The organism is Pseudomonas sp. TR47 (assembly GCF_044143025.1).
GTDB lineage: Bacteria > Pseudomonadota > Gammaproteobacteria > Pseudomonadales > Pseudomonadaceae > Aquipseudomonas > Aquipseudomonas putida_E.
Map to the genome: position 1 here is coordinate 64,038 of NZ_JBHFCS010000003.1, position 13,012 is coordinate 77,049.

Below are 13,012 nucleotides of genomic sequence, written 5' to 3' on the forward strand. Positions count from 1 at the left end.
GCGGGTGGGCGGTATCGGCCCACAAGGGAGCAACAACATGATCAAACGCAATCTGCTGGTATTGGGCCTGGCCATCATGCTCAGCGCCTGCGGTTTCCAGCTGCGCGGCACCGGCACCTCCGAGCTCAGCGTCAAGGAAATGGACGTCAGTGCACGTGATGCCTACGGCCCGACCGTGACTCAACTGCGCGAAGTACTGGAGCGCAGCGGCGTCAATGTGCACACCGGCGCCCCGTATCGCCTGGTACTGACCAACGAACAGCAAACCCAGCGCGCAGCGTCCTACGCCAGCAGCAACCAATCTGCCGAGTACGAACTGACCACAGTGCTCAGCTACAGCATCCTTGGCCTGAACAACCTGGAGCTGATGAGCGACAAGCTGGAAGTGCGCAAAATCTATGTACGCGACGGCGGCAACATCACCGGTTCCGACCAGGAAGCCACTGTTGCCCGCGAAGAAATGCGCCGCGACCTGGTCAACGCCATGGTCGTGCGCCTGCAGATGCTGACGCCGCCTCAGCTGGACCAGTTGCAGCGCGAAGCTGACGAACGCGCCAAGGCCGAAGCCGCCGCACTGGAGGCCGCGCGCAGCCAGCAGGCGGAAACGCCGCAGCAATCTCCGCTGGAAATTCCGGGCAATTAAGCCCGTGCGGGGCACTCCGGTGCCCCGCCTGTTTCCGATGAAGCTCGCCCCCGCCCAACTCAACAAGCACCTGCAAGGCGCTCTGGCCCCTGTCTATGTGGTCAGTGGCGACGATCCGCTGCTGTGCCAGGAAGCCGCCGACGCCATACGCAATGCTGCGCGTCAGCAGGGCTTTGACGAGCGCCAGGTGTTCAGCGCCGACGCCAGTTTCGACTGGGGCACCCTGCTGCAGGCGGGCGCCAGCCTGTCCCTGTTCGCCCAACGCAGGCTGCTGGAACTGCGCCTGCCCTCGGGCAAGCCTGGTGACAAAGGCGCTGCGGCGTTGATGGAATACTGCGCCAACCCTGCCGAGGACACCCTGCTGCTGGTCAGCCTGCCCAAACTCGATGGCAGTGCGCAGAAGACCAAATGGGGCAAGGCCCTGATCGAGGGCAGCCATTGCCAGTTCATCCAGATCTGGCCGGTGGATGCCCAGCAGTTGCCGCAGTGGATCAACCAGCGTTTGGCACAGGCCGGCCTTTCGGCCCAGCGTGATGCGGTCGACCTCATTGCCGCACGTGTCGAAGGCAACCTGCTGGCTGCTGCCCAGGAAATCGAAAAGCTCAAACTGCTCGCCGACGGCAGCCAGGTCACCGTAGACACGGTGCAGGCGGCCGTTGCCGACAGCGCGCGCTTCGATGTCTTCGGCCTGGTCGATGCCATTCTCAATGGCGAAGCTGCGCATGCCCTGCGCATGCTCGAAGGCCTGCGCGGTGAAGGCGTGGAGCCACCTGTGATTCTCTGGGCCCTGGCGCGCGAACTGCGTCTGCTGGCGGGGCTTTCGCAGCAGTTCAGCCAGGGTGTGCCCTTGGACAAGGCCTTCAGCCAGGCCCGCCCACCGGTATGGGACAAGCGCCGGCCGCTGGTCAGCAAAGCCCTGCAGCGCCTGTCGGCGCAGCGCTGGGCGCAGCTGCTGCAGGATGCCCAGCGCATCGATGCGCAGATCAAGGGGCAAGCCGTGGGGTTACCATGGACCGGGCTGTCACGCTTGTCATTGCTCATGGCCGGGCAGCGGTTGGCTCTACCGCCTGAGTGACTCAAATACTGGGAGCCTGTTTGCAGCCCCGGTATTTCAAACCATTGACACAATCAATTGGCCCCGGCCTCTCTACAGGCCTAGAGTCCGCCCCGAAACCCACCCGACCCGGGAATCCCGCCATGAGCAAAAAGCCGAAGAAGCACGGCCCCAACAAGGCCAAATCCATCGTCGCCCAACCCTTGTTCCGCTGCCGCCAGGAGCGACCGGACAAGGGCAAAGGCAGCTACCGCCGCGAAGCCTTCCAATCGAGAGATTGGGAGGCTTCTTACTTTTTGGCCGCATGAAAGCATCGAAAGCGCAGGCATGATATGGTCGGCACCTGACCTGAAATTCTGGATCTGTGCATGCCCTTCAGTCTTACCCCTCGCTGGAAATCCCGCCAGCTGCTCGCGGCCTCCAGCTTAATCCTGCTCGTCGCCTGCGCGGAAAAGCCCACCGCCGCCGACGCCCTGCCGCTGGCCCCCGCCCAGCCCGCGCCGGTAGTGACTCTGCCCAGCGCCACGCCCGACGTCAGCACTGAAATTCAGCCGCTGCAAACATTTGCCCAATGGCAGGCCGGCTTCCGCCAGCAAGCGCTGCAGGCTGGTATCTCGGCAAGCACTTTCGACCGCGCGTTCATTGGCGTGACGCCGGACATGGATGTGATCAAGGCAGACCGCAGCCAGCCCGAATTCACCCGCCCGGTGTGGGAATACCTGGAAGGAGCGCTGTCGCCACTGCGAGTGCGAAACGGCAAGAAACTGCTTGAGCAGAATGCCGAGCTGCTGGCCCGCCTCGAACAGCGCTATGGTGTAGACCGTCAGGTCCTGGTCTCGGTCTGGGGCATGGAGAGCAACTTTGGCCAGTTCCAAGGCAGCAAGTCGGTAATTCGCTCACTCGCGACCCTGGCGTATGAAGGCCGCCGCCCGCAGTTTGCCCAGGATCAGCTGATTGCCGCGCTGCAGATCATCCAGCATGGTGACATTCAGCCAGAGGCCATGCGTGGCTCCTGGGCCGGCGCCATGGGCCAGACCCAGTTCATCCCCACCACCTACAACACCCATGCAGTGGACTTCGACGGTGACGGCCGCCGCGATATCTGGAACAGCACTCCGGATGCCTTGGCATCGACTGCGCATTACCTGCAAAGCTCCGGCTGGAAGCGCGGGCAACCATGGGGCTTCGAGGTTCAGGTACCTGCAGGCTTCGACTTCTGGCTGGCCGATGGCGCGCTGCGCAAGCCCGTCAGTGAGTGGTTGCAATTGGGTGTGAAACTGCCGGCGGGCACCAAACTGCCGATGGGCAGCAACGAACTTTCCGCAGCCCTGCTGCTGCCGGCCGGCGCCCGTGGCCCAGCATTCCTGGTGCTGGACAACTTCCGCGCCATTCTCAAGTACAACAACTCATCGTCCTATGCACTGGCCGTGAGCTTGTTGGGCGATCGTTTCTCGGGCTGGGGCTTCATCGCAGGCAGCTGGCCCAAAGAAGACTTGCCGCTGAGCCGCAGCGAGCGCATGGAGCTGCAGAACCTGCTCAACGCCAACGGGCATGATGCGGGCAACCCCGATGGCATCATCGGTGCCAATACCCGCAAGGCCATTCGCAATGCGCAGCAGGGTTTTGGGTGGCCAGCAGATGGGTACCCGACGCACAAGTTGCTCGATAGCCTGCGTCAACAGTGATAATGCCGGGGGCGCCTTGCGCCCCATCGCGACACGAGAAATCGCTCATCCCCCTGTAGGAGCGGCCTTGCGTCGCGAAAGGGCCGCAAAGCGGCCCCGACAATCTCACCCCTTGAACAAATCCTGCGCCAATACCAGGCTCCGCGCCTCGCTGTCCAGCACCACCTCTGCCCCCAGCGGCAAACACACGTTCGGGTCACAATGCCCGCTGCGCCACCCGGCCAGCACTGGCACACCCAACGGCGCGAAGATGTCCAGCAACAGGGGCGTCAACGCCGCCACGGTGATACCGGCGAAATCCCCCACCAGCACCCCCTTCACGCCCGCCAGCTTGCCTGCCAGACGCAACTGGGTCAGCAGCCGGTCCACCCGGTAAAGCGGCTCGTTGACGTCCTCTATGAACAGGATGCAGCCCTTCGTATCGATCTGCGCCAGTGTTCCCAGGGTCGCCCCCAGAATCGACAGGTTGCCGCCCAGCAAACGCCCCCTGGCAACACCAGGCACCACGCAATTCAAGACGAATTCAGCCGGGTGCACGATGGCATCACCCTCCCCTAACGCCCCACTCAACTGCGCCATCAGCGACGACTCGGTCGGTGCGAGCTTGGCACCCAGCAGGTCAGCGTTGAGCATCGCTCCATGAAAGCTGATCAAGCCGCTATGACGATAGATAGCCGTGTGCAGCGCAGTGATATCGCTGTAGCCGATCAGCGGCTTGGGGTTGCGCCGGATCAGGTCGAAGTCGAGCTGATCGAGCAGGCGCATGCTGCCATAGCCACCGCGCATGCACAGGACTGCGTCGATGGTCGGGTCAGCGAAGGCATCGTGCAGATCCTGTAACCGTTGCTGATCGGAGCCCGCCAGATAGCCTTCGGCCTGGCTCACTCCAGGGTAGATCCGGCAGCGATAACCGCGCTCGGCAAACCACTGGCCAGCCTTTTGCGCATCCAGCCTTGCCGGCCCGGCCGGAGCGACAATGGCAAAGCAGGCATTGTCCGGCAGCGCGGCGGGCAGGCGGTGTTCAAACGTTTCGGCGCAATTCATCGCAACTCCTTGCAGCGCTGGGCACAAAAACAAAAATGCCGATGCCGCCTTTCGGCGTGCATCGGCATGTACAGCTCAAACCAGGATCAGAGCTTGATCTTGGCTTCGTGAGCCTGCTGGTCGGCATGGTAGGACGAACGCACCAACGGCCCCGATGCGACGTTCTTGAAGCCCATCTTGTAGCCTTCCTCGGCAAACCAGGCGAAGGTGTCGGGGTGCACGAAACGCTGCACTGGCAGGTGGCTGCGCGAAGGCTGCAGGTACTGCCCGAGGGTGAGCATGTCGATGTCATGCTCACGCATGCGGTGCATCACTTCGATCACTTCTTCGTCCGTCTCGCCCAGGCCGAGCATCAGGCCAGACTTGGTCGGTACGTGCGGCACCATCTGCTTGAACTTCTGCAGCAGGTCCAGCGACCAGTCGTAGTCCGAACCGGGACGTGCGGCCTTGTACAGGCGCGGTACGGTTTCAAGATTGTGGTTGAAAACATCCGGCGGCTCTTGCGCGGTAATTTCCAGGGCCACATCCATCCGGCCACGGTAATCCGGCACCAGGGTTTCCAGCTGTACGCCCGGCGACAGCGCGCGGATCTCGCGGATGCAGTCGGCGAAGTGCTGGGCACCACCGTCGCGCAGGTCGTCGCGGTCCACCGAGGTGATCACTACGTACTTCAGGCGCAGGTCGGCGATGGCAACAGCCAGGTTTTTTGGCTCGTCCACATCCAGCGGTTTCGGCCGGCCGTGGCCGACATCGCAGAACGGGCAGCGACGGGTGCAGATGTCGCCCATGATCATGAAGGTGGCGGTACCACCGGAGAAGCACTCACCCAGGTTCGGGCAGGAAGCTTCTTCGCACACGCTGTGCAGCTTGTGCTTGCGCAGCAGTTGCTTGATGCGGTCTACCTCAGGGGAAACCGGGATGCGCACGCGGATCCAGTCGGGTTTCTTGGGCAGCTCATCGGTAGGGATGATCTTCACCGGAATGCGCGCCACCTTGTCGGCACCACGCAGCTTGACCCCAGCTTCCACCTTCTTCGGCGCTGGGCGCGGGGTGGCATCCTGGGTAGGTATCAGGTTCGGCACGGCTTCTTGCACAGTTGTCATATTCAGTCGATTCCGCCCGTCAGGGTCGTCTGCTCAGCATAGTCGAGGTGCTTGACCAGCTGTCCGCGCAGCCTTGTCCTGACCTCGTCGAGTTCGATCGGGCCTGCCAGGTCACGCAGCTGGGTCATGGCCAGCCCCGCATACCCGCAGGGGTTGATTCGGCGGAATGGCGCAAGGTCCATGTCCACGTTCAGAGCAAGGCCGTGAAAAGAACGGCCATTGCGGATTCGCAGGCCGAGGGAGGCGATTTTCGCTCCATCGACATAGACACCCGGCGCATCGGGCTTGGCCGCAGCGCTGACACCGTAACTGGCAAGCAGCTCGATCAGCGTCTGTTCGATGCGGCTGACCAGTTCGCGCACACCAAAGCCAAGGCGGCGCACGTCCAGCAGCAGGTAGGCAACCAGTTGCCCGGGGCCGTGGTAGGTCACCTGGCCACCCCGATCGGTCTGCACCACCGGAATATCGCCCGGTACCAGCAGGTGCTCGGCCTTGCCGGCCTGGCCCTGGGTGAAAACCGCGGGGTGCTCTACCAGCCAGATTTCATCCTGGCTGTCCGGGCTACGCTGCTCGGTGAAGCGACGCATGGCTTCCAGCACCGGTTCATAGGGCTGCAGGCCAAGCTCGCGAAAACCGAGACAAAGGGACATCAGAGCACCATTTTCACGATGCCGGTGGCACGCAGGGCGCTGTTTATATCGTGCAGCTGATTTTCGCTCTCGGCAACGATGTGCAACTGCACCGTGGTGTACTTGCCTTCCTTGCTCTGGCGTTCGGCCAAAGTGGCGAGGTCGACCTTGGCATGCTTGCTCAGGACCTCGATCACCATGTCCTTGAAGCCGACAACGGTATCGCCGATGACCTTGATCGGGTAATCGGCGCAGGGGAATTCGATCTTGTGCGACTTGACGTCAGGTTCGCTCATGGCGGAAACGGCCTCGTAAGCCGTGGCAACAACAACGCCCCCGCAGGATTACGGGGGCGTGCAGGTCACGTATCAGTTGAACAACCCGTAGAAGAATAGACGGATGCTATCCCACATACGACGGATGAAACCACCTTCCTCTACGCCATCGAGGGCGATCAGGTCGGCGCTGTGAACCACGTTCTCGTCCAGTTTGACTTCCACTTTACCGATCACGTCACCTTTGGCGATCGGTGCGGTGAGCTGCGGGTTCATGGTCATCGACGCCTGGAGGCGCTTCATCTGGCCTTTGGGCATGGTCAGGGTCAGGTCGTCGGCCAGGCCGGCCTTGACGATGCTGGTGGCGCCTTTCCAGACCGGGGCCTGGGTCAGTTCGGTGCCCTTTTGATAGAAGGTCTGGGTTTCGAAGAAGCGGAAGCCATAGGTCAGCAGCTTCTGGGTTTCGGCAGCACGGGACTGCTCGCTGTTGGTGCCGAACACCACCGCGATCAAGCGCTGGCCGTCGCGTACAGCCGAGGCCACCATGCAGTAGCCGGCTTCTTCGGTGTGGCCGGTCTTCAGGCCATCGACCGTCTTGTCACGCCACAGCAGCAGGTTGCGGTTTGGCTGCTTGATGTTGTTCCAGAAGAACTCTTTCTGCGAGTAGATGGCGTAGTGGGCCGGGTCGACGTTGATGATCGCGCGTGCCAGGGTAGCCATGTCATGGGCCGAGGAGTAGTGGTCCGGGTGCGGCAGACCGGTCGGGTTCATGAAGTGGCTGTTGGACAGACCCAGGTCGGCGGCAGTCTTGTTCATCATGTCGGCAAAGGCATCTTCGCTGCCAGCGATGTGCTCGGCCAAGGCGACCGATGCGTCGTTGCCCGACTGGATGATGATGCCATGCAGCAGGTCACTGACGGTGACCTGGCTACCGACCTTGATGAACATGCGCGAACCACCGGTGCGCCAGGCATTCTCGCTGACGGTGACCGGATCGTTCTCGCCGATCTGGCCACGGCGGATGTCCAGGGTGGCGATGTAGGCGGTCATCAGCTTGGTCAGGCTGGCCGGCGGCAGGCGCTCGTCACCGTTGTTCTCGACCAGCACATTGCCGCTGGACGCGTCCATGAGTACGTAGGACTTGGCTGCCAGTTGCGGTGGTGCCGGCATCATCTGCTCTGCCGCAAAGGCAGCAGGCGTGATCATCAGCAGTACGGGCAGGCAAAGTCGTTTGGCAAGGTTGGTGATGTTCATCCGTCTCTCGAAAATCGCTAATGGTCTGAGATGTTCCCTGGGCCACATCGTGTGCCCAGCGCCAGTCAGTCTAGTTTTTGCGGCTCAGGGCCGAGCCCAGGAAGTGCGGCTTTATGTCGCTGCGGGCAAAAGCGGACATTGTACATGGCCGCGCCCGTCAATTCATGACAAAACAGACAGCTAGAGGCTCAAGCTTCAAGCTGCAAGACAAGGCGACGCGCACCTTGGCTTCTTCTTGAAGCTTGCCGCTTGCCGCTGCCGTCAGTCTGTGACCAGCTTGGCCTGGCCAAGGTTCGCCAGGCGAATGCTGTCCTGCGCCTGCTGGATTTCGCCCTGGCTGCTGATCGGCCCCAGGCGCACGCGGTGCAGGGTCTGCTGGTTGCGCACGATGGAGCTGATGAACACCGGTGCGCTGACCATGGTGCTCAGCTTCGAACGCAACAGCTCGGCGGCGTCCGGGTTGGCAAATGCGCCCACCTGCAGGAAGCTGCCACCGTTGCCTGCCGGCACATTGTTGCCACCCACTTGCACTGGCACTACGGGCGCTGCGTGTTGCTGCGCCGGCGGCGACCATTGCTCGACACGCCCGGTGCTGGCCGCAATCGCCTGAGGCTGGGTGGCCTTAGGCTCCTTGAGCATCAACGGCGGCTGCTGGCCACGCTGAGCCCACCATTGCTGGGGATCGATACCTTCGACCCGCACATGCGCGGTGCCGCTCTCGGCATAGCCGAGCTTCTTGGCTGCGGCATAGGACAGGTCGATGATGCGGTCGGAGTAGAACGGGCCGCGGTCATTGACCCGCAGGATCACACTGCGCCCGTTGGCGAGGTTGGTCACCCGCACGTAGGCCGGCAGCGGCAGGGTCTTGTGCGCTGCGCTCATGCCATACAGGTCGTACAGCTCACCGTTGGCGGTGTTCTGCCCGTGGAACTTGGTGCCGTACCAGGAGGCGGTGCCTTCGGCACGGTAGTTGCGCGAGTCCTGCATGGGGTAGTAGGTCTTGCCCAGCACCGTGTAAGGGTTGGCCTTGTAGTTGCCAGTGTGCACGGTCGGCGTCGCGTCCGGGATCTTGTTCACATCCACGTCCCACCACGGCGCACCGTCCTTGTGGGCACGATTGATATCCAGGCCAGGCTGCGCACGAACGGTATTGCCGCTTTTCTGGGGGGCCGGCCGGCTGGAGGAGCAACTGACCAGCAGCATGCCGACGGCCATGCAGGCCAGCAACTTGAAGGTATTGGCAGAAATCATTGCGCGCATTACTTGACGCCCCGTGCTTGGACCAGCTGTTCCGAAAGCTGATGCACCGCCATGGCATACATCACGCTGCGGTTGTAGCGAGTGATCGCGTAGAAATTCTTCAGGCCCAACCAGTATTCAGGCCCGTTTGCGCCTTCCAGACGGAAGGCGGTGACTGGCAGATCACCGCGCAACGCATCATGACTCGACCAGCCAAGCGCCTGCAACTCTGCGACCGTTTTCACCGGCTCGATACCCGTGGTCAGGCCTTCGTCTGCCCGCGCACCACTGACCTGGGCGCGACTGACCACGCCCTGCCCAGCCACCCAGCCGTGCTCTTTGAAGTAGCTGGCGACACTGCCGATGGCATCGTCAGGGTTGTTCCAGATATTGATGTGGCCATCGCCATCGAAGTCCACCGCGTAGTTGCGAAAGCTGCTCGGCATGAACTGCGGCAGGCCCATGGCACCGGCGTATGAACCTTTGAGGGTCAGCGGGTCGAGCTGCTCTTCGCGCGACAGCAGCAGGTATTCACGCAGCTCCTTGCGGAAGAACTCGGCGCGCGGCGGGTAATCGAAGCCCAGGGTCGACAAGGCATCGATCACACGGTAGTTGCCAGTGTTGCGGCCAAAAAAGGTTTCCACACCGATGATCGCGACGATGTACTGCGCCGGTACGCCGTACTCCTGCTCCGCCCGGGCCAGCACCGCTTCATGCTGGCGCCAGAAGTCCACACCGCGGGCGATGCGCGCGTCGGTGATGAACATCGGTCGGTAATCCTTCCACGGTTTTACCCGCTCGGCCGGCCGCGATATGGCGTCCAGGATCGATTGCTTGCGCTGAACCTCGCGGAACACGCCCATCAACTGCTCGCTGGCAAAGCCATAGTCGCGGCTCATCTCACCGACGAATTCGGCCACCTGAGGCGAGCCGTCATAATCGCCGGCATGCGCCTGCTGGACAGCGGCGAACAGGCCCACCGCGCCGAACCACGGCGCAAAACGGGCAGCCCAGTTACGCACTGCTTGCATGAAATTCTTCACCTTTTTCAAACCTGTGCGATCCATTTACGGTGCGTATGGATCGACATGAGAACGCCAAACGCTGACAGCAGCGTCACCAACGAAGTTCCGCCATAACTAATGAAGGGCAGCGGCACGCCCACCACGGGCAATAGGCCGCTGACCATACCGATATTGACGAATACATATACAAAGAAGGTCATGGTCAGGCTGCCTGCAAGCAGCTTGCCGAACAAGGTCTGCGCCTGAGCCGTGATCATCAGCCCACGACCGATCAGCAAGAGGTAAACGATCAGCAGCAGGCAGATGCCGACCAGGCCGAACTCCTCGCCGAGCACGGCGATGATGAAGTCGGTATGGCTCTCGGGAAGGAAGTCCAGGTGCGACTGGGTGCCCAGCAGCCAGCCCTTGCCGAACACGCCACCCGAGCCGATCGCCGCTTTGGACTGGATGATGTTCCAACCGGTGCCCAGCGGGTCGCTTTCAGGGTCGAGGAACGTCAGCACACGCTGTTTCTGGTAGTCGTGCATGACGAAGAACCACATGGCTACCGCCACAGGTACGGCCGCCGTCAGCACGCTGAGGATCCAGCGCCAGCGCAGGCCGCCCATGAACAGCACGAAGGCGCCGGAGGCAAGGATCAGCAACGCCGTACCTAGGTCCGGCTGGCGGACGATGAGGATGAACGGCACGCCAATCAGCACCAGGCTGATGGCCACGTGTTTCAAATGAGGCGGCAAGGTGCGTTTGGACAGGTACCAGGCGATGGTCGCCGGCATGATGATCTTCATGAACTCCGAGGGCTGGAAGCGTATTACCCCGGGTATGTTGATCCAGCGCGTGGCGCCCATGGCGTTATGCCCCATGACGTCCACCACGACCAGCAGCAGCACCCCAGTGAGATAGGCAAGAGGCACCCAGCGCGCCATGAAGCGGGGTTCAAGCTGAGCGATGACGAACATCGACACCAGCCCGATACCGAATGAAGTGGCCTGCTTAAGTAGCAAATCCCAGTTCTTGCCGCTGGCAGAATAGAGCACGAACAGACTGCCGGCGGCGAGGGTCAGCAGGATGACCAGCAAGGGGCCGTCGATGTGGATGCGCTGCAGGAAGCTGGCGCGTCGACGCATCACGTCCTCGCTGGAGAGCATGCGATCGAAATTGTTCTTCACGGGGCCGTTTCCTGGGCGACAGTGGCAGGAGCGAACTCAGGCTTGAGCCGACCGTTCTCGTCGAGCAGCCAGGCGTCCATGATCTGCCGCACCACGGGTGCGGCTACACCGGAGCCGGACTCGCCGTTCTCGACCATCACCGAAACCACGATCTTCGGATCGTCGGCCGGGGCGAAGGCGACGAACAACGCATGGTCGCGGTGGCGCTCCTGAATTTTGTTGCGGTCGTATTTCTCGCCCTGCTTGATCGCTACCACCTGCGCGGTACCGCTCTTGCCGGCAATGCGGTACTGGGCACCGGCCGCAGCCTTGCGTGCAGTACCGCGGGCGTTGTGCATCACCTGCTCCATGCCGTGGGTGACCTTGGCCCAGTCGGACTTGTCACGCAGGATGATGTTTTCCATCGGGTTCGGGTCCACGGGCGGCTGGCCTTCGATGGTCTTGGCCAGGTGCGGACGGTTCCAAACGCCTTTGTTGGCGATCAGCGCTGTGGCCTGGGCCAGTTGCAGCGGTGTTGCCTGCATGTAGCCCTGGCCGATGCCCAGAATCAGGGTTTCACCGGGGAACCAGGCTTGGCGGCGGGTGGCGCGCTTCCATTCACGCGACGGCATCAGCCCGGCCGACTCCTCGAACATGTCCAGGGCAACTTTCTGGCCGATGCCGAACTTGTTCATGTAGATGGACAGCCGATCGATACCCATCTTGTGGGCAAGATCGTAGAAATAGGTGTCATTGGAACGCATGATTGCGGTATCCAGATCGACCCAGCCATCACCACTGCGGTTCCAGTTACGGTATTTGTGATCGTAGTTGGGCAGTTGGTAATACCCCGGGTCGAACACACGACTGCCGGCGTTGACCACACCACTGTCGAGGCCGGCGATGGCAACCGCCGGCTTGATGGTCGAACCCGGCGGGTACAAGCCGCGCAGCACGCGGTTGAACAGCGGCCGGTCGATCGAGTCGCGCAACTCGGCGTAGGCCTTGAAACTGATGCCGGTGACGAACAGGTTGGGGTCGAAACTCGGCTGGCTGACCATCGCCAGCACTTCGCCGTTGCGCGGGTCGAGCGCTACCACCGCACCGCGGCGCCCACCCAGGGCCGCTTCGGCAGCTTCCTGCAACTTGATGTCCAGGCTCAGCACGATGTCCTTGCCAGGTTTCGGGTCGGTACGCTTGAGGACCCGCAGCACGCGCCCGCGAGCGTTGGTCTCGACTTCCTCGTAACCGACCTGGCCGTGCAGGTCGGCTTCGTAGAAGCGCTCGATACCGGTCTTGCCGATATGGTGGGTGCCGCTGTAGTTCACAGGATCTAGGCTTTTGAGCTCTTTCTCGTTGATCCGCCCGACATACCCTACCGAATGGGCGAAATGCGCCCCTTGCGGGTAATGCCGCACCAACTGGGCGACCACTTCGACGCCAGGCAAACGGAACTGGTTGACCGCCACGCGGGCGATCTGCTCTTCGTTCAGCTCGAACAGGATCGGCACTGGCTCGAACGGCCTTCGCCCCTGCCTCATGCGTTTTTCGAAAAGTGCACGATCGTCCGGCGTCAGCTCCAGCACTTCCACGATATTGTCTAGCACTTCCTGCCAGTTACCCGCACGTTCACGGGTCATGGACAGGCTGAAGCTCGGCCGGTTATCGGCGATGATCACCCCATTGCGGTCGAAGATCAGCCCGCGCGTCGGCGGGATCGGCTGCACGTGCACCCGATTGTTCTCTGACAACGTGGAGTGGTAGTCGTACTGGATGATCTGCAGGTAGTACAGGCGTGCGATCAACACGCAGACAAGCAGCATGATCGCGACGGCGCCGACCACGACGCGGTTACGCACCAGGCGGGCGTCTTTCTCGTGGTCCTTGAGGCGGATCGGCTGCGACATCGGACT

General features: G+C 62.1%; 13 protein-coding genes. 4 read left to right on the plus strand and 9 right to left on the minus strand.

Translation table 11 applies throughout. The annotated features are described in order from the left end of the window. Nucleotides 1-37: 37 nt before the first annotated feature. The 4 genes from lptE (at nt 38) to ACEWE8_RS04410 (ending at nt 3,382) form a co-directional block, all read left to right on the plus strand. Entirely contained in the window at nt 38-643 is a 606-nt protein-coding gene (lptE, locus tag ACEWE8_RS04395) for an LPS assembly lipoprotein LptE (protein ID WP_012312563.1), read from the plus strand. Nucleotides 644-680: 37 nt separating this feature from the next. After that, nucleotides 681-1,718 carry a DNA polymerase III subunit delta gene (holA, locus tag ACEWE8_RS04400; protein ID WP_046785179.1) on the plus strand — a complete coding sequence of 346 codons (1,038 nt, stop codon included), beginning with the start codon at nt 681-683 and terminating at the stop codon, nt 1,716-1,718. A 122-nt stretch (nt 1,719-1,840) separates the two neighbouring features. After that, nucleotides 1,841-2,005, plus strand: coding sequence for an alternative ribosome rescue factor ArfA (gene arfA, locus ACEWE8_RS04405; protein WP_016489355.1), 165 nt, complete (start codon nt 1,841-1,843; stop codon nt 2,003-2,005). Between the two features lie 60 nt (nt 2,006-2,065). Beyond that, nucleotides 2,066-3,382, plus strand: a complete 1,317-nt coding sequence (locus tag ACEWE8_RS04410; protein WP_046785134.1) for a lytic murein transglycosylase — start codon at nt 2,066-2,068, stop codon at nt 3,380-3,382. A 105-nt stretch (nt 3,383-3,487) separates the two neighbouring features. Here ACEWE8_RS04410 and ACEWE8_RS04415 read toward each other — a convergent pair whose 3' ends face one another. From ACEWE8_RS04415 to mrdA, 9 genes are all read right to left on the minus strand, one after another. Beyond that, complete coding sequence (locus tag ACEWE8_RS04415; protein ID WP_046785133.1) at nt 3,488-4,426, minus strand: LD-carboxypeptidase; 939 nt, start codon at nt 4,424-4,426, stop codon at nt 3,488-3,490. 86 nt (nt 4,427-4,512) lie between these two features. Then, the gene (gene lipA / locus ACEWE8_RS04420; protein ID WP_012312558.1) at nt 4,513-5,529 is read right to left on the minus strand and encodes a lipoyl synthase; all 1,017 of its coding nucleotides are present in this window, start codon (nt 5,527-5,529) and stop codon (nt 4,513-4,515) included. A 2-nt stretch (nt 5,530-5,531) separates the two neighbouring features. Next, on the minus strand, nt 5,532-6,179 hold the full coding sequence (lipB, locus tag ACEWE8_RS04425) for a lipoyl(octanoyl) transferase LipB (protein WP_012312557.1): 648 nt from the start codon (nt 6,177-6,179) through the stop codon (nt 5,532-5,534). Further along, the gene (locus tag ACEWE8_RS04430; protein WP_012312556.1) at nt 6,179-6,454 is read right to left on the minus strand and encodes a DUF493 domain-containing protein; all 276 of its coding nucleotides are present in this window, start codon (nt 6,452-6,454) and stop codon (nt 6,179-6,181) included. Before ACEWE8_RS04430 ends, lipB begins: the two co-directional genes overlap by 1 nt. Nucleotides 6,455-6,526: 72 nt before the next feature. Continuing rightward, nucleotides 6,527-7,687, minus strand: coding sequence for a D-alanyl-D-alanine carboxypeptidase family protein (locus tag ACEWE8_RS04435; protein ID WP_046785132.1), 1,161 nt, complete (start codon nt 7,685-7,687; stop codon nt 6,527-6,529). A 261-nt stretch (nt 7,688-7,948) separates the two neighbouring features. Beyond that, nucleotides 7,949-8,947 carry a septal ring lytic transglycosylase RlpA family protein gene (locus tag ACEWE8_RS04440; RefSeq protein WP_046785131.1) on the minus strand — a complete coding sequence of 333 codons (999 nt, stop codon included), beginning with the start codon at nt 8,945-8,947 and terminating at the stop codon, nt 7,949-7,951. Then, nucleotides 8,947-9,957, minus strand: a complete 1,011-nt coding sequence (gene mltB, locus ACEWE8_RS04445) for a lytic murein transglycosylase B (RefSeq protein WP_046785178.1) — start codon at nt 9,955-9,957, stop codon at nt 8,947-8,949. Before mltB ends, ACEWE8_RS04440 begins: the two co-directional genes overlap by 1 nt. Nucleotides 9,958-9,974: 17 nt before the next feature. Next, nucleotides 9,975-11,078 (minus strand): rod shape-determining protein RodA, encoded by a 1,104-nt coding sequence (gene rodA / locus ACEWE8_RS04450; RefSeq protein WP_042111868.1) that lies wholly within the window; start codon nt 11,076-11,078, stop codon nt 9,975-9,977. 38 nt (nt 11,079-11,116) lie between these two features. Then, the gene (gene mrdA / locus ACEWE8_RS04455; RefSeq protein ID WP_046785130.1) at nt 11,117-13,006 is read right to left on the minus strand and encodes a penicillin-binding protein 2; all 1,890 of its coding nucleotides are present in this window, start codon (nt 13,004-13,006) and stop codon (nt 11,117-11,119) included. Nucleotides 13,007-13,012 lie beyond the last annotated feature (6 nt).